The organism is Methylomonas defluvii (assembly GCF_033949435.1).
Taxonomy (GTDB): Bacteria; Pseudomonadota; Gammaproteobacteria; order Methylococcales; family Methylomonadaceae; genus Methylomonas; species Methylomonas defluvii.
The window spans coordinates 66,628-84,663 of the sequence record NZ_JAXARY010000017.1; the positions used below are offsets into that span (position 1 = coordinate 66,628).

8 protein-coding genes are annotated in these 18,036 nt (G+C 58.7%); all 8 read left to right on the forward strand.

Going from position 1 to position 18,036, the window contains the following annotated elements:
- The first annotated feature begins 6 nt into the window (after positions 1-6).
- The 8 genes from QLH52_RS17335 (at position 7) to QLH52_RS17370 (ending at position 17,862) form a co-directional block, all read left to right on the forward strand.
- The gene (locus tag QLH52_RS17335; RefSeq protein ID WP_319962381.1) at positions 7-2,433 is read left to right on the forward strand and encodes a phage tail protein; all 2,427 of its coding nucleotides are present in this window, start codon (positions 7-9) and stop codon (positions 2,431-2,433) included.
- Positions 2,434-2,724: 291 nt separating this feature from the next.
- Positions 2,725-3,627, forward strand: coding sequence for a hypothetical protein (locus QLH52_RS17340; protein WP_319962382.1), 903 nt, complete (start codon positions 2,725-2,727; stop codon positions 3,625-3,627).
- Positions 3,628-3,640: 13 nt separating this feature from the next.
- Positions 3,641-5,332, forward strand: coding sequence for a hypothetical protein (locus QLH52_RS17345; RefSeq protein ID WP_319962383.1), 1,692 nt, complete (start codon positions 3,641-3,643; stop codon positions 5,330-5,332).
- Between the two features lie 467 nt (positions 5,333-5,799).
- On the forward strand, positions 5,800-9,477 hold the full coding sequence (locus QLH52_RS17350; RefSeq protein ID WP_319962384.1) for a hypothetical protein: 3,678 nt from the start codon (positions 5,800-5,802) through the stop codon (positions 9,475-9,477).
- Positions 9,478-9,486: 9 nt separating this feature from the next.
- A complete protein-coding gene (locus QLH52_RS17355) occupies positions 9,487-11,100 on the forward strand; it encodes a hypothetical protein (RefSeq protein WP_319962385.1) in 1,614 nt (537 codons plus the stop codon).
- Entirely contained in the window at positions 11,093-13,072 is a 1,980-nt protein-coding gene (locus QLH52_RS17360; RefSeq protein ID WP_319962386.1) for an ATP-binding protein, read from the forward strand. Before QLH52_RS17355 ends, QLH52_RS17360 begins: the two co-directional genes overlap by 8 nt.
- A 3-nt stretch (positions 13,073-13,075) precedes the next feature.
- Positions 13,076-16,897, forward strand: a complete 3,822-nt coding sequence (locus tag QLH52_RS17365; RefSeq protein WP_319962387.1) for an eCIS core domain-containing protein — start codon at positions 13,076-13,078, stop codon at positions 16,895-16,897.
- Complete coding sequence (locus QLH52_RS17370; RefSeq protein WP_319962388.1) at positions 16,897-17,862, forward strand: tetratricopeptide repeat protein; 966 nt, start codon at positions 16,897-16,899, stop codon at positions 17,860-17,862. The genes QLH52_RS17365 and QLH52_RS17370 overlap by 1 nt, the downstream gene beginning before the upstream one ends.
- The last annotated feature ends 174 nt before the right edge of the window (positions 17,863-18,036 follow it).

Consider the following 18,036-nt stretch of genomic DNA (forward strand, 5'->3'; position numbering starts at 1 on the left):
CGAGCGATGGACGTCAACAACACCCCGTATTTTTTACTGAAAGGCCAAGCTGATTTCGAACAGGGTTCCAGTCATTTGAACTGGAATACTGGTTTGCAGGCGCTGACGCTGGCACAAAACCAGGCCTTGCGCTTGCCAGCCGCCGATCCGGCGGCGGCTTTGCTGGCGTGGCAGAACAGCGCGCCGCTGGCTTTGGACAGTTTTAATCAGATTGGTCGTTTGAGTGCCGACGGTGCGCGTGTCGAATTTAACAGCGGCCGTGGTTATCTAAGCTTGCAGGATAATGAATTGCAGGATGTCGTCGCGCCGCAAGGCCGCTTTACTGACATGGCGTTCGCGGCGATTGCCCGCAGCGGTAAACCGGGCTTCGGGCAACCGGCCGGCGACGGCAGATTGGCCTTGCCGTTCAGTGACGGTATCAATCAGCATGGTTTGCTGCTGTTTCATCTGGCCCGGCGTTGGCAAACCTTCTGTGCTTGGGGCAATGCGGAAGGTGAGGACGCGGCGTCGCAAATGCCGCTAAGGGCATGTGTAGACGCCGAGCAGCGAATCTGGTTGATCAGCAATTCCGGTTTGATGTTGTGCAGCGGTGAAGCATTGCCCTTGCCGTACACGCCGCAACCGGTGCGCTTCGAACCCGAGCAGGCCAATCCGCATCCCTTAAACCGAATTTGGCAGCAAGCCTTGCCGGAGGGTATGCAGGCGCTGGCGCTATGTTGCGATTTGCAGCAGATTTTTATCTTGTGCCACGACGGTATGGGGGCGCAGGCCATAGTGACGCGGCCTTTATCGGCATTAGCTGATGCGCCATTCAAAGCCTACGCCTGTCCTGCGGAATTGCCGTTCGCTATCGATCTGGCGCTGGCTGCCGATTCGGCTTTACCCGACAGCGGCCGGCTGGCGGCTTTGGTGCCGCGCGCTGCGGATGATCTGAATTTTGCGCAACGCGATTGCCCGGTGTTGACCCTCCATTGGGATAACGAAACCAACACCGGTCAGGCCCGCTTGCTGTACGAGCGTTATCCAATGCTGTCGCAAGCCATGCCGCGTTTTGTCAGCAGCGCGGACGGCCAGTTGCGTTATCAAGCCGAGGCCGATGCGGATTTTCCGGCGATAGCTCCGCGTCCCCGAGAATTGCATGCCTTGCGCCGCCCGCAATTTTTTCTGGAAGGCACGGCCTTATTGCATGAGCTGGATTCCGGCCAAGTCGATACGCAATGGCACCGGCTGTATTTGGATGCCTGCATCCCGCCGGGCTGCGACATTCAGATTGCGGTGCGGGTATTTGCCAGCCGGCAGGCGGTGCGGCCTAAGCCTATCGAACAACCCGCGCCACTATGGAATCCGCTACCGTCCGAACTGCCGTTCGCGGCCAGCCTGGCCGGCCAGCAAACCGGTACTAGCGGTCTGTTCGAGATTTTGTTGCAACAGCCTTCCGGTCGGGTGCGGCAGTTGCGCAGCCGCTATCTGCAAATTCAAGTGACTTTGCGCGGCGACGGCCGGCAAAGTCCGGCTTTGCATGCCATCAGAGTCTATTACCCGCGCTTTTCCTACCAGGAAGCTTATTTTCCGGAATTTTACCGGCAGGAACTCAGTTACGACCCGGTGCAAGCCATCGGTCCGGCCAATGGTGCTGATGTGCGAGAGCGTTTGCTGGCAGCCTTCGAAGGCGTGTTGACCCCCTTGGAAGGCCTTATCGCCGCCAGCGAGCAATTGCTTGCTCCGGAGGCGACGCCTGCCGCTAATCTGCCCTGGCTGGCCGAGGCGGTCGGTGGCCACCTGCCAAGCCACTGGCCGGAAGCCCGGCAGCGGCGCTGGCTACGGGACCTGACCTTGATTCAACAATACAAAGGTACGCTGGCGGCCTTGAATCTGGCTTTGGACATCGTCAGCGACGGTGGCGTGCAGCGTGGCGAAATTGTGGTGTTAGAGAATTTCCGCTTGCGGCGCACCATGGCGACGATACTGGGCATAGACATGGATGACGGCGATCATCCTTTAACTTTAGGCACCGGCATGAGCGGCAACAGCATCGTCGGCGACAGCTTGATTCTGTCGGAAAGCGATGCCCGGCAGTTTTTGGCATTGTTCGCCCCGGAGCTCGCGACCGCCGACGAAGCGGCCCAGGTCAAAGCGTTTTTTGCAGAATACGCGCACCAGGTCAGCATCTTGCTGCACGGGCGGGCGGTGAGTTTGCGGACTGCTGTGGAAGACATTTTGACGGAACAGCTACCGGCGCACCTGCAATACCGGATCATCGAAACCGAACATCCCTTCGTGCTGGGTATCGCGCCGCTGCTGGGCATGGATACCTTCATCGAAACCGCGCCGCCGTTCCGCCGCGTCACGCTGGATGACACTTATCTGGGCCGCGAGGGGATTTTGAAAAACCCGGCGGCATTTTCACCGGAGGACATCAATGCACAGGCTTAGCGGTTTTCCTGGGTTGGTTAACAACCCGGTCCTGTCTATCACGTTGATTTCCTTTGGGCTGAGTCATTCGACTGGTTCGGCGCAACCGGCTTGGCGGATTCCGGTTCCTGTCAGAGGCTGGGGAAGAGGCTCCCTCTCCTCGCGGGAGAGGGTTGGGGTGAGGGGGCTCGAGCAATGTGATCCAGCTGTTTTTAGCCCCTCACCCTATCGTCTCCCGGAGGGCGATGGGATTTATGCTGCCGGATTCCGAGATTTTGGCATTTCCTATTGGGCACCACACACGGAGGCCGCATGGACACCCTAGACGATTTCACCACGCTGGAACAGGATGCTACTTTGGCAGAGCCCCTGCGCCGCGTGGCTTACGAAGCCGGGATGATGCTGGGTCTGGAAGCAACCCGCGACGAGCAGGCCTACCACCGCCGCCGCCTGACCCGGCATCAATACTGGCTGCAAGGCTACGGCACGTTGGCGGGCATGGCGGTGAGCATGGCGCCGGCCACGCATCCCAACAACTCCGACAATCTGACGGTGCGCCTGCTGGTTAGTCCCGGCATCGGCATTGACGGCCTGGGCCGCGAGGTGCTGATCCACGAGCCTTATTGCATCAACCTCGGCGACTGGCTGGCCGCGCAATCCGAAAGTCATCTGCGCGAAGGTTACAGCGACGCCGATAATCTGCTCTGGCTGAAAATCTGTGTGCGGCAAAAAGATTGTCCGGTGGCGATGCAGCCGGTGCTGGCGCGCAAGCTGAATCTCAGTACCGACGCGGTGCAACCCAGCCGCACCGCCGACAGCGTGCGCCTGGAATTGATTCCGGAATTGCCGCCGCCAGCGGCAGACGATGATTATCAACCCTGGGCTTGCCATCAAGTGCTACCGGCGGCCATGCCGGCGTTGTCGACCGCCGAACAAGCCTTATTGCAGCAAGTGCAAAACGATAATGCTGTGGCCGGTGCACAACTAGCGCTGCATGCCCGTTTGCTGCATGCGCTGGACAGTAGTGGGGTTAATCCGCAGCAATTGAATGACGAACTGGAGGAGGGCGCTCGTTTGTTGCTGGCCAGGATCAGCATCAGCGTCGCCGACATCAACGCCATTCTGGTTAACCCGCAATTAATCTCGATCAACAACTTGGTGCGGCCGTTCCTGGCCACCGCCAGCCAATTGGCCTGGCTGGCGCGCCAGCCCTGATCATGGAGGGACTATGAGCGAAATTTTATTTCAACCTCTCGGCAATCCGATTGCCGCCGGGCTGGCGCTGGATCAGGTCGCCGACATCGATCCGCGCTTGACCCGCAGCCATTATTTCGACGGCCGCTTGCTGACCGCCGAAGACTTGACCCGCGATCAAATCTATCTGGATCAGCGCTTGCGCGAGCTGGGCCGGGTGCTGGGCAGCGGCATCGTCGCCGGTTTGGCCTTGAGCTTCGATCGCTTCACCGGCTTGCTGACGCTGGAACCGGGGTTGGCGATGACGCCGGCCGGCCGGGTGCTGGAGCTGGGTAGCCGGCTCATCGTCAATTTGCGCGACCGGGCCTTAATTAGCGGCTTGAACGAGGGCAATTTCTCGAATCTGAACCGGGGTTTGTACGCGGTCGTGCTGCGCTATGTCGATGTCGGCACCGACATTGCCGAAGTGTTTCCGAAGGATTTGAGCGCCAAGCGCGGCTTTCAATACGCGATGATCACCGAGTCGGTGCAGATGGGCCTGGTGCCTTTGCCGATTCCGCTGCCGCAACAAAGCCCTTTGCAGATTCGGGCGCGTTTGATGAGAGAGTTGCTTGGCGATGATCAATTGCACGGTTTATTGCCGGAAGATGCCGTGGCCTTGGGTTTGGTGGCGATTCAAGAAGGCGCGCCGCAATGGCTGGATGCGCAATTGCTGCGCCATCCCTTGCGCGCTGAAGCCGGCATCGATTCCTTGCAAAGCGATTTGGCGCGGCAATATGAAACTTTGCTGGTCGATATTTTGGTCAACCGCCGTAGCGGTGGCCTGACCGGCGATTTTCATGCCAGCGATTATTTTTCCTTGCTACCGCCGGTCGGCACTCTGCCCAAGGAAGCGGTCGATCCGGTCAACGGTCGGCAAGGCTATTTTCCGGAAAACTATCAGGTCGCTATCGCACCTTTACGACAATCAGACGTGGAACAGATTCGCGCCGAATCCCTGGCTTTGCCGCCCATCGATTTAAGCAACGGCGAGCCGGTGGACATCGTGGTGCTGGTGCCGCTGTCCAATCTGGATTACGGTCATTACGCCGCGCAACTGGAACGCAATTTCGACCCGAATAAACGCCTGCTGCCGCAACTGGATTTGCTGCGCCTTAAGCTGTATCCGGTTAGGCCGGTGCATGCGCTGGATACCGACCAGGCCGCCTGGCAAGCCATCTGGGACCGTTTCGGCAGCAACGCGCCGCTTTACGTGCGCCGGCCCAGCCGCGCCGCAGAAACCTCGATCAGCGGCATCGTGTTAGCGCTGGGCACTTCGTTGCCGACGCCGCCCGAAGTGGTGGGCGGCCCAGCCGATGGCGGCGGCTTGATCGACGACGAAGACAGCGTGTTCTTGAAACGGGTGAATTACCCGATGCTGGCCGAGCTGCGCCCCCCCAGCGACGACGCCGGCCGTGCGGCCTTAGCGGCGTTGGTGGCGTCCTTCAATGAATCAACATTGGTCGCCGCCAGCCAGCGCATATTGCTGTTGGTGGAACGCCAATACGACGCGGTAATCTGGCAAACCCTGCAACAACTGGCTGCCGCGAACAGCCTGGAAGCATTTTTAGCTGCGTTGCGTGCCAAACCCGCTGACCAGACAACTCGCGAATTGGTTGTTGCAGATGGTGCGGCGTGGGGTTTGGATAACGGCTTAATCGGGCAGTGGACGGTATTGTTGCCGTGACGGGGATTAAGAAAGATTTAGTTGCTTTGCAATGCTTTCAGAGGATGGGGAAATTGGCGGTTTTATATCCCCTCACCCTAGCCCTCTCCCGGAGGGAGAGGGGACTGTTTCGACTTTTTATGAGTACTCAATAGCTTCGAGTTGGAGGCGAGTTTTATCCCGTATGCCGCGCCGAGCACCGGAGCTTTTGTCGAGAATAGCCCGTTAGGGGAGCGGCATGGATGCCGCTCGTTTTCGGAGGGGCTGGGAAGCCCCTTCCGAAAACCCTCGGCAAAAGCTTCGGCGCGCAGGGTCAAAGCGGCATTCGGGCCGCCTTTTCTTTGGATACTTTCTTTTGGCGGAGCAAAAGAAAGTATCTCGGTTGTCGGTCCGAGAACCGACATTAAAACACCTGTCGCGATAGCGACTCAACAAACAAGGTTAAAAGGGATACCAGCGTAACGGTAGCCCAATAAGGAGTAGCCATCATGTCCATGATCCTGCTGCATAACCCCATCGCCAGCTCCCGCAGCTTGCAGCGGGTGCACATGTTCCCCGGCCGGCATCTGGGCGAGGAAGAGTTCGACCGCGAACAGGCGTATGCCGACGCGCGGCTGGCTAAGCTGTTACAGGGTAAAGCGGCCGGCATCGTACATGGCCTGGATTTACAACTGGGGCCTAATGGCGTAGCCGAGCCGGGCTTCAGTGTCAGTTCCGGCCTGGCATTGGCCGCCAACGGTCAGGCGTTGGGTTTGTACTACCCATTGCGCGCCGAATGGGGGGAGCTGATCGACGCCTACCTAAATCGAAACGAGGTCGCCAGTGCGGTCGGCGTGTATTATCTGATGCTGACGCGCGGCGATCGGCAAATCGACGGGCCGGGTGTCGATCCTTGCCAGCGTACCGAATTGGATCCAACCCGCGACACCCAAAGAGTGTTGGCCGGCAGCCTGGCTCTACAGCGCATCAATATTAGCGACGCCGCAGTGAATACCTGGCCGCGCGACCGCATCGAAAACTGGGTATCCGCCGACCGGGTCGACGCCGGTTTCATGGTCAAGTTGGGACATGCCGTGCCGCTGGCCTTGCTGGCGGTGGTTACAAACGAAGATGCCAGCTACCGAATCGCCTGGCTGTCCCAAGAAGCGGGGCGCTACGAAGCGGTGGCAAATAGCGGTTACCGGGTGCTGCTCAATCAAACCGGCGCGGCGATGCGGCGGGTGATGCAATCCGCTGGTTTGCCGGCTAATATCGGGATTCCGCTGCCGCAGTTTTTACAAGACAATCTGCATCTGGATTTTCTGCCGGCCGCCGGCCAGTTGCCGCTGGACTGGCTGCAAAATCCGGCCGCGCCCGCGCCAAATCTGCTTTGGCTGCCGACGCATCTGGGCATAGACATGGTGCCGGTGCCGGAAGAAGCGGTGATCGAGCTGTTGAACGGCCATATCGCCCGCCGGGTGATTGATTTGCGCCAGCCGGCCGGCGACAAGATTAGATTGTTGCTGGCGGTTAACGAGCCGGATTATCGGCCCAATCTTTTGGATATTCCGCAAACCGACCGCGTGCTGGAAAGCGATATTTTCCGGTTTTACATGCGCGCTTACGAAGCCTGGCGCAAATGGCGCCAACAATTCGATGCGCTCTATTTCGTCGAACCCTCCAACACCTCGCCTCTGGCTGGCGGCATAGGTGTTATCGAACATGCGGTGCTCGATCCCGCGCAATTCAAAAATCTGGATTTACCTAAACCGGAAATGCCGCCGGCCTTACCTCTGACGATTTTCGAGAAAGTCATCGCTCGCGCCAACACGGAACAACAAGACCCGCAAAATCCCGGTACGCCTTATCCCTACAGCAAGGGCGTGCCTGCCTTACCCAATTTTTATAGTAACTGGCTGGGCGCAGACGGTAATCCGCCGCCGATAGCCGTGCCCAGCGACGACGGTTTGGTGGTGCAATACGCGGTAGCCTTGGTGGAACTGGAAGCCATCGAAAACCAGATTCGGGCGATTCGCAGCCGGGTCGAGAAAACCCGGGATTTTTTGCTGCTGCAGCGCCAACAACTGGATTCGCAAACCGTGGCGCTGGCCGCATTGGCTGGCGGTGTGGCCGGCGACGGCACCGGCTTGCAGGTGGCGCGTTGGTTGCCGTACGCCAATCTCAACGCCACCGACATTCCCAATAACGTCGACAAAGCGGTCAGCGCGGAAAGCGTGGTCAGCAATGCGCCGAAAGCCGTGTTTGCCACTGCGTCCGCCGGCTTATTCAACAGTGCGATCAGTCAGATGGCTGCGCCGAAAATCAGCGCCAGCAGTGCCTTGAGCAACAACTTATTGAGTAACGCGCTGGCCTCCACGTCATCGGTGTCCAAGTCGGCGTTTTTATTGACCAGCAAGCCGCAAACCTATTCGGCGTTTGAATTGGGTATCAATAAAAACCGCCTGGATATGTTGTCGCGCATCACCAAGGAAGCGGTCAGCAAGCCGGCTTTCGAAGCCAAGGAATACCGCTTTGGCGTGATTGATCATATCAGCCCGGAAATCAACGAATATGCCAAGGCCTACTACGGGATGAAGGAATTGCTGGCGACGTTGACCGATTTGTTCGACCCCACCGATGCCGCCACCTTGCGTAAACAGATGGAAAAAATCGGCGTGGTGGAAGACGATCAGGCCGGCGCCAATGCCAGCAATCCATTCGAGCGTAGCGGCAAACTGGAGTCGCCGGCGGTGCTGGATAATCTGGCCGACAAAAACGCCCCGAACAATCCGCAGCGATCCAGCCTGTTAAAAACCCAATACCGCTACCACGCCTTGTTCAAGGCCGGACGGATTTTGACGCAATGGATCGCGATTTTCGAGGCGCGTTACAACAATATCGAACGCAAACTGCAAGGCAAATTACGCGAACAAGCCAACAAGCTGGCGCAGATCGACAAACTGGCCGGTTTGATCCGGGTGGCGCGGGAAACTCTGGAAGGTATGGATAGATTCCGCGTCGAACAACTCGGCGACTACGGTGTCGCGCAGCGCTTGCTGGATGAAGATTGGCGGCAGGTGTGGGCTTTGAATAAGGAACGTACCCGGATTTTGACCAAGGCCTTGCGCGGTTTGTATTACGTCAGAGTGCGCGGTACGCCGGTCAGCGCTGCCTTGGTCGACCCCTTGGCCTTGCGTTACGGCAGCAGCAAGGACATCGTCCCCGGCTGCGATTGGGAAGAAGAGGAAGTGGATTTGCCCGCGGCGCTGGACCCGTTTTTCGCGGCGATCTGCGAGATTCCGATGGACGACTGGGCCGGTTTAAGACCGTTGCGGCCCAAGCTGCCGCCGTTTCAACAATTCGATTATCTGGGACAACTGCGTCAGGCCCGCTTCAAGGCCAGGCCCGCCAGCTTGCTGACGCCAGCCAATACCGATACCTTGCAGGCCCGCCTGCAGACCGTGCATCTGCAAACCCAGATCGTCATGCAGCAGTGGGCCGGTTTCAGCTTGCCGGCATTTACCGCCAGCAGTTTGCAAACTCAGGCGGCAGCCGCCAAAGTGTTGGCCTTGGCAGACCTGGCCGGCGCTGCCGGACCGCTGCGCAAACCAGCCCACGAATTGCGCGAGCAGTTGGAGCACTGCCAGTTTTGCTTGCTGGAAAAACTCAATCTGTTGCCGCCGTCCTTGCGTTTGCAATGGGGGCAACTGGCCGAAGACGATCAGATTCGCGTCGAAGACGTATCCTGGTGGCCGGGTATGGATAGAGCGGAAGCCGACGATTTTAACGCGGCTCGTACCGTATCGGAATTAATCGCCTGGTGGTTCCGGCAATTGGACCGCGATGCTTCCGCCGCCAGCCGCAGCGCGATGCGCAATATGATTCGGGCCGTGCTGATTCATGCTTCGTTGGGCGATCCGCAGGAAATCATTCGCGGCAACGTGCATGTACCGCCGCGCTTGGCAGCGATAGGTGAACGCTTGCAGGTCAAGTTGAACCGGCCGCCGTTGCCGGGCACCCGGTTGCAATTGCTGGATACCGAGCAGCGGGTGGTGGCGGTGCTGGCGGTGGAAGACCATAGTCCGCAAAGCACCCAGGTCACTATCGTCGATATGTTGCAAAGCGACGTGAAGATCAACACCCGCTTTAGCGTGGTGGCGAACAAGCTGACGCGGCAACGCTTGTAAATCGCCGATATGACCAAGCTGGCCGCCGACACCGTTGCGATACACCGTCTGACCGTCCGGGCCCGACAACAGCGGACGGCGGACGGCATGCGCGACAGTTTGCAAAGTGCGGATTGGCCGCAAGCCGGGCAGGACAACTGGGTGTTTATTCGCCGCCTGCAAGTCAGCGGTGCGGCGCGGCAACTGCCTCTGCATTTGCTCGAGCAAACCCGGCAGTACTTAACACAAAGCAACAATCCCGAACAGGTGATGCGCTTTGCCAGCCTGGCCGAGCTGTTGGCGGCTTTGCTGGCAGATCTGGTGCGCGGCCGCGCCGGCTTGCATTGGTATTGGCGACGCTGGGCGCATTGGTTTGAATTGCCGGTGTCGCGAGCCATATCCGGCATAGTGTCCGAACATCTGGATTTGCTACCGTCGGTTTGTGCCCGATTGGCGCAACGAGAAAAATTAGCCGCCGTCTGCTTGAGTCTGACAGACAGCGATGCTCGGCAATTGGCGGTTGAACTGGCCGGAATGAGTGGTTTTCGCTTGCCGTCTGTTTTGGAAATCGCCGAACTGCATGGTTCTGAAATCGATAACGCAGACAAGCGATCCTCCTCCGATGACCAGACGTGGGCTGAGCAACTGACGCCAAGTCCCGGATTGTTGGCGCTTTGGCGACCTCTATTGCAAGAGCTGGATGTTGCAGACGGCCGCTATCAATTGGCCTTATTGCTGATCGGCCAAGACCTAGCACCGTTGTTGTTACAACAACAGCCGGCTAGGCTGCTGGCTGTTCTATCCGCCCGTTTTGCGGCTATGCTGAACGCCAAAAAAGCGCAGACGAGTGGCGAGCCCAAGCCCAAGCCCAAGCCGGTAAGCGCGAAGGAACAGATCCATCCCCGGCAAGTAAAACCCCCTTTGCAAGCGCAGCCGCTTAACCAAGCCCATCAAGCCCTTGCGCAAACAGACGGCGAGGCCAATCCGAAACTGGATGCCGACACCGAGCGGCAGATACCGGCGCCATTACCGCACAAGCCCCTTGCCGAGCATGATGGCAACTATATTCGGCAATCCCGGCAAACGCCGATGGCTGAAAGCCTATCGTTAGCCGACTCTTCTTTTCCTGCCACGGCGCTTGCCCATGGCTCTTTTCCAGAACCGGCCAGCGCAGGCCTAGAGTTCGCGGGATTCCATACCCGGCAAGGCGGTTTGCTGTACTTACTGAATATGCTCAACCGCGCGGAAATGCGCAGCTTGATGCTGGAGCATGCCGAAACATTGCCCAGTGCGTGGGCCTGGTTGTATCGGCTTGGGCAAGAATTGCAATTGGACGAGGACGACGCGCTGGTCGATTTCATCGCGCTGCAATTAGGCTTGGATGATAGCGCCGAACTGGCCGGATTGCCGTCGCTGCCAGCTCGCGAACAGGTGTTGAGTCTGGCCCAGCGCTGGTACGGCAAAACCGGCGTTTGGCAGCCTGAGTTGTTGGCGCTGAACGGGCAAATTCAATACAGCCCCAGCCATATCGATTTGTACGTGCCGATGAACGCAATCCGCCTGCCGGTGCGTCTGGCCGGGCTGGACATCAATCCGGGCTGGCTGCCGTGGCTGGGCCGAGTCGTGAGTTTTCACTATGACTAAGCCGCCGCAGCCCTTGGCCGAATCGCTAAATCTGCAAGCACCTAACCGGCAGCAACCGCTGGCGGCCTTGGTGCGCGTCGGTTTGGCTGAATTTTGGGAACGGATGATGCCGGGCGACAGCGAACTGTCCGAGCAATTGCGGCAACAAGCCGCCCGACAGTTAAACGTGGAAGTGCTGCCGAATTGGGCTCAAATGCGCGATGCAGCGGCGATGCAGTTTTTTAACTTGCCCGGTCCCTTTGGGCATTGGTTGCGGGAACAACATATCGACCTGCCGCAAGCCTTTTTGCTGGCCGTGGTCGGCAGCGCCGAGACCGATTATCTGGTGACCTTGACGCTGAGCGAGTTGCAAGCACCCAATCCCGGCAATCGCTTGGCGGTGCATCTGGCGCTAACGATGCTGGACGAATTATTCGGTGCCGGCACACTGGATGCGCTGGATTTGCACGCTACCCTGTTGGTGCAGCAGCAAGTGTTATTGCTGGAGGGAAGTGGGCCGCTGTCGCTCAGGCCATTGCGCATCGAGCCGGCCTTGTGGTCGGTATTGTGCGGCCGGCCGACGATTTGGCCGGGATGCCGAGTGGTTGCGTTGACTGACCGGGAATTGCTGCCGCAACGTATCCGCAAACAATTGCCGCATTTGGCGACCTTATTGGCGAAAGGCGAAGTGCGCGGCTTGGCGATACGCGGCAACAGCGGTTGCGGCCGGCGGGCCTTGGCCGCCGAGCTGGCGGGTTTGTTGGGATTAACGGCCATCGAAGTGCCGAGTGATTTGTGGCAACAGCAGCCGGCCTTACCGCTGGCCTGCCAATTGGCCGGCTGGCTGCCGGTCATCAAGGTGCAAGTTGCGGCCGGTGAAAGCTGGCAGTTGCCGGCGATACAACCCAATATTGCCCATGTGATTGTGCTGGGGATGAGCGATGCGGTGTCCGGTCAGGATTTGCTGGAATTGGAAATGGGTGTGCCCGACGAAGCCGAGCGCCGCCAGCTTTGGGCGCGTTATCTCACCGATGCGGAATTGGCTCGCCGTGCCGCCAGCGCCTTGCTGAGCGGGCCGGTGATTCAGAAAGTAGCCCGGAATGCGGTGCTGCGCGCGGAACAAAGCCGCAGCGCCTTGAATGCCGAACACATTGCCCAAGCCCGCCGCGATTTGGGCGCGGAACGCTTGCGGCTGTTGGCCGAGCCGGTGCGGCGGCGCGTCGAACGGGCAGCGGTGGTATTTCCGCCGCTGGTGGAGCAATACCTGCACGACTTTATCGCCCGCGCGCATAGCCGCGAATCGTTGTGGGAAGCCTTGGGCGTGACCTTGCAAGCCTCGCGTAATGCCGGCCTGCGGGCCTTATTCGTCGGCGACAGCGGCACCGGCAAAACCCTGGCCGCCAGTTATGTCGCGACTGCGCTCGGCGCGCCATTGTACCGGGTCGATCTGGCGGCGATCATGAACAAATACGTCGGCGAGTCGGAAAAAAACTTGGGGAGTTTGCTGGATTTGGCCGCCGCCGCCGATGCCATCCTACTGTTCGACGAAGCCGATTCCTTATTCGGCCGCCGCACCGAGGCCCAGCAAAGTGGCGAACGTTACGCCAATATGCTCACCAACTTTTTATTAACCCGCATCGAAAACCACCCCGGCATCACGATTCTGACCACCAACAGCCGCGAGCGTATCGATAATGCTTTTACTCGCCGGTTGGATGCGATTGTGGATTTTCCCATGCCGGGGTTTCAGGAGCGCCTGGATTTATGGCGCAGCCATTTCGGTCAACGCAGCCCCAGCGACGATTTATGCAAAACGCTGGCTAGCTATTGCGACATCAGCGGCGGCCAGATTCGGAATGTGGTGTTGACCGCTGCCGGTTGCAGTCCGGCGGATCAGCCTATCGGCATTGAGACCTTATTGTCGGCCTTGCAGCGCGAATATCAGAAACTGGGCCGCAATCCGCCGGCGCAGTTAAAACAGTTAAGGAGTTAGCTTATGGCAACCTTGGCGTCCAAACTCCGTAAAAAACAGTCGCAGCGCAAAACCAGTGCGCCGCCCAAACCCAATGAAGAGAAAAAGCAGCGCAAGCCGGCGTATCTGCAACGCAAGATGGCCGTCAGCCAGCCGCAGGACCCTGAAGAAAAGGAAGCCGACCAAGTGGCTCAGGAAGTCAGCCGCGCCAAAAAAACCGGCGAACAGCCGGGGGTGAAGGAAGACAAGGAGATGATTTCCAGCAAGCCGGTGCCCAGCGCTCAACGCTTGTTGCGGCGGCTGAACCGGGCTGCGGCTAATGCCGCAAAACCTGAAGAGGAGCAAAAGCCGGTGCGCCGGGCGAAACAGCCGGATGAGGACAAGAAAAGCCCTGCCGCGCAGCGCTCTGTGGAAACCGAGGATAAAAAAGAAGATCAGCTCAAACGTCTGAGTCGTAAAACCAAGGAAGAAGAAAAGCCCAAGGCCGCTCGGCTATTTCGTAAGGCCGCAGGACCGGAAAAAACAGACGAACAACCAACGTCCGCCGCGCGTTTGTTACGTAAATCCAAACCGGCGGATGAGGAGCAAACGGTCGCGCAAACCCGCCTGCACAGGGCTGCCGCCGAACAAGCAGAGCAGCCTGACGATACCGAATCAGTCGCGTCGGCAAACACAGTCGAGCAGTCGGTGGAAGCGCGGATTGAGGAGAGCCGGGGTAAGGGGGCGCCGTTGCCGGAAAATATCCGTCGCGAGATGGAACAACAACTCGGGGCGGATTTTGCCGGGGTGACCATTCACAACGATGCCGAAGCGGCGGATTTGTGCAAGCAACTCAATGCCCGGGCCTTTACCGTTGGTAATGATGTGTACTTCGCCCCCGGCGAGTTTGCGCCGGAAGCCGACGCCGGGCGCGAACTGTTGGCGCACGAGTTGAGCCATGTGGTGCAACAAAGCGGCGGGGTGCAACGTGTGATGCGCGCGCCGCCGGCGGCTCCTGCTGCCGCTCCCGCAGCGGGCGGAGCCAAAAGTGCCGGTAAAGGCACGCTGAAGGGTGGGGAATTGCATGTGCCCCTGCTGACTTTGCCGCAAAAACCGGGCATGCAGGAAAAATTCAGCGCCAAATACGGCGGGCTGACCAATTGGAAACTGCCACAAGCCGACGAGCGTACCAACCAGATTGACGACTGGAAAAAGCAGATCAAACCGTCGTCCGGTGGCTGGGATTTAAAACCCTACCTCGGCAGCGACAACACTTTGCCGGATACCAACGGTGCCAGCACCCAATACGCCTTGAAGCTGAAAGCCGGGGGGGGCGGCCAAGGCTATCTGATCGGCTCCGAAAGCGACATCCGAGAGCAGGCTATTCTGCCGTGGTGGAATAGCCAGGGCGCGCCACATCTGTTCGATGTCGATCATATTCTGGAACTGCAATTGGGCGGCGATGCGGACAAGCTGGAAAACTTCCAATTACTGGATGCCAGCGCCAATCGCAGTTCGGGTAGCAAGATTAAAAACGCCATCGATAAAGCGATACGCGCTGCCATTCCACCCGAAGTGGAAGGTGGTGGCGACTTGCCGGAAAACCTCTCCAAACCGTTGCCGGGACGCGGTAAAGCCGCCCCTGGCGCTGCACCGGCACCGGCTGCGAATGCCGCGGCGCCTACTCCGGCCCCTGCTGCGGGAGGCGGCGCAGCACCGGCTACCGCCGCCAAAGATCCGGCCTCGGCTGCGCTGGACGCGATCAAAACCAGCTATCAGGACAAGCTGATTTTCGACGAAGTGAAGTTCGAGGGGGCCGTCGGCGGCAATCCGGGCATTTGTTGGCAGGCCGACCGCGTCACGAAGATGGAACACCTGAAGCCTCTGGAAAAAGCTACCAAAACCAATGCGCCCGACCTGTTTGCCAACGACAAATTGCGGCTGCTGCCACGCCCCGGTGCCGGGGTGATGTTTGTGAGCGCCTTGAAGGGCGACCCCGGCAGCGAAACTTTCGACGCCGGCAGTTGGGGCGGCATGTCGGTGGTGGGCGGAACCTTCAACCGCAGCGCCGGCAGCGGTACGGTGACGCTGACCATGCCCAAAACCAAAAAAGTCGATGCACAAAACACTACACTAAATTTTGTCAGCAGCGGTGCGCCGACCCTATGCCATATTCCGCCCGGCCAGGTAGCGGATGCTTATCGCAACGCCTTTAAAGCCAAGACTTTGAGCCCGATTGCGCTGAACAACGCCGATATGGATGCCAGCGCCAATATCGTCGGCGGCGGCGTCTTAACCATCGACGGTATTCCGCTGTTGGCTGGCACGACGGTTGACGTGGCGTTGGTGGGCGGCGATCTGGTGTTTTCAAAAACCTTTTCTACCGACGAGTTCGATATGAAAGGGCCTATCCAATTGGATAGCAGTTCGCTGACGCTGAGTGCCGGCGCGGCCACGCCGATTGCCGCCGCTGGCTTGGTGGAGTTTCATATCGGTGAACTGGCCAAAGGCTATTTGGAGGGCAGTGCCACCGCCGGCGGCTTTGCGATGGCCGGCCAATTGGAATTTGATAAACAGCTGTTCACCGGTGCGGGGCGTATCGACTATGACAGCGCCAAAGGCATTAAAGCCTCCGGGACGCTGGGCCTGAAGCCGGGCGCATTGAAAGGCATCAAAAAAGCCAGTTTTACCCTAGCTTACGACGATGCCAAAAAAGCCATCGATTTTGCCGGCGATGCCGAGGTTTCCGTGCCCGGTTTTAAAGGTGCCAAACTGTCTGCGCATGCCGACGATACCGGCAATATCAGCTTGGGCGGCGAGGCGACGCTGTCCGACACCATCCCGCGTATCAAGGCCGGCAAGCTAAATGTCTCGGCGGAGCGCAAAGGCGATGTCTGGTCGCTGGGCGGCGGCGGAGAGTTAGAGCCCGATTTGAGCGGATTGGACGCCAGCGCCAAAATCAAACTGGATTATAAAGACGGCTTATTGAATGGCAAACTCACGGCCAATTACAAACGCAGCATGCTGGCCGGTAATATCGATTTGAATGCCAAAGCCGTGGTCGGTGAAGGTGGCGGCGAGGCCGAACCGATCAAGGTGTGGGGCAGCGGCACGGTCGATGTCACTGCCGCGCCGTGGTTGAAAGCGACTGTTGGATTGACATTGGACGAGAAAGGCGAGATTACTGTGTCCGGCGAATTGGGTTTACCCAGTTCGTTGGAGATCTTTCCGCGCAAGGAGATCAACAAATCGCTGTTTGCCGTTGCCACGCAAGTACCGATTGTGCCGGGTATCGTCGCGGAAGTGGGCGGCAATCTGAGTGCGACGGCGGGCATTGGCCCCGGTAGCCTGGATCAATTGAAAATCGGTTTGACCTACAATCCCGATCACGAGCAAGACACCAAAATTACCGGCGACGCGCATCTTAAAGTGCCGGCCGATGCAGGCTTGCGCTTGGCGGTGCGGGCCGGTATCGGTCTGGGCATTACCGGCGCCAGCGCCACCGGCGGCCTGGAGATAGGCGGCAAACTGGGTATTGAGGGTGCGGCGGAGGCGGGGGTGCATGTGGATTGGACGCCGGCCACAGGCCTGGATTTGACTGCCAAGCTGGCGGTGTCCGCGCAACCCAGCTTTACCTTTGATATTTCCGGTTACGTAGCCGTGACTGCATTGGGCTTCAGCGTGTACGATCAGCGTTGGCAACTGGCTTCTTATCAATTTGGTTCGGATTACAAGTTTGGTATCAGCCTGCCGGTGCATTATCACGAAGGACAACCCTTCGATGTATCGCTGGATGACGTGCAGTTCGAGGTGCCGGACATTTCGCCGGGCGACATTTTGAGTGGTTTGATTGCCAGGATAGCCTGATGAATGCGCTTAACGATCTGCTCCGAGAAGGCGTGATTGCCCATCAGTCAGGTAACCTGACCGAAGCGGCGCGCTTATATCGGGCGGCGCTGGACTTAGATGCTGACAATGCCAGCGCGCATAACAACTTGGGCTTTGTGCTGGCGCAGCGGCAAGAGTGGGCGGAGGCCTTGGTGCATCTGCGTACCGCGCTGCGTTTGAAGCCGAATATGGCGATGGCGCATTGCAATCTCGGTCAGGTGCTGGTCAATACCGGGCATGCCGGCGAGGGTTTGGCACATCTGGAGCAGGCTACGGTATGCGATCCGGATAGCGTCACGGCTTGGGACAATCTGGCCCGCATCAGAGTCTTACTCGGCGACTTTCAGGGCGGCGAGTATGCGGCGATCCGAGCCTTGAAACTGCAACCCAACGCGCCGCAGCTGCATACCCGCTTGGGCATCTCCGTGGCCGCTCAGCAACGGTTGCCCGAAGCTTTGCAGCACTACCAACAAGCTTTGGCATTAGACAGCAAACATCAGGAAGCCTGGGCGCAACTGGGTATTACCTGTTTCCTGCGTAACGATCTGGGCAGCGCCCGCGAAGCGCTGGAAACCGCACTGGCGCTGAATCCAGACGACAGCAACGCCTTGCGGCATCTGGCCTTGGTGAATCTGAGCCTGGGTAACCGCGATGTGGCCATCGCCCAGTTCGAATATCTACTGGCGCATAACCCGGACGATGACGACTCGCGCCTGGATTTGGCGGTGGTTTTGTTATCCGGCCAGCATACGGCGGCGGCGATGGAGCAGCTGGAGTCGATAAATGAGCATGTGCGCGCGTCCAGCAAATATCAATTCTATTTAGGCCTGGCCTTGCAACAAAACGGCGAGCAGGAATCCGGCGCGCAATTGCTGCGGCAACTGGCCGATTTACCGAATGATGCTTATGGGGTTAAGGCGCGGAAGATGTTGTTGGTGAGTTGAGTTTATTGAGGTGGGAGGGTTTGAATTCGACTCGGAGGATTTCCAGCATGAAAGTATTTAAGCGATTTGTTGAAATGGATTATTTGAGAGGCGGGAACCGGCCACAGAGCAGTCTTGGAGGAATGACGGCAAATTGGCACATTGCCCGATGGTTTCGCTTCATTGATCGTCCGA

Bases quoted from the DNA above. Each gene is read 5' to 3' on its own strand.
- QLH52_RS17335 (WP_319962381.1), top strand. From the start codon at position 7: ATGGACGTCAACAACACCCCGTATTTTTTACTGAAAGGCCAAGCTGAT.
- QLH52_RS17340 (WP_319962382.1), top strand. From the start codon at position 2,725: ATGGACACCCTAGACGATTTCACCACGCTGGAACAGGATGCTACTTTG.
- QLH52_RS17345 (WP_319962383.1), top strand. From the start codon at position 3,641: ATGAGCGAAATTTTATTTCAACCTCTCGGCAATCCGATTGCCGCCGGG.
- QLH52_RS17350 (WP_319962384.1), top strand. From the start codon at position 5,800: ATGTCCATGATCCTGCTGCATAACCCCATCGCCAGCTCCCGCAGCTTG.
- QLH52_RS17355 (WP_319962385.1), top strand. From the start codon at position 9,487: ATGACCAAGCTGGCCGCCGACACCGTTGCGATACACCGTCTGACCGTC.
- QLH52_RS17360 (WP_319962386.1), top strand. From the start codon at position 11,093: ATGACTAAGCCGCCGCAGCCCTTGGCCGAATCGCTAAATCTGCAAGCA.
- QLH52_RS17365 (WP_319962387.1), top strand. From the start codon at position 13,076: ATGGCAACCTTGGCGTCCAAACTCCGTAAAAAACAGTCGCAGCGCAAA.
- QLH52_RS17370 (WP_319962388.1), top strand. From the start codon at position 16,897: ATGAATGCGCTTAACGATCTGCTCCGAGAAGGCGTGATTGCCCATCAG.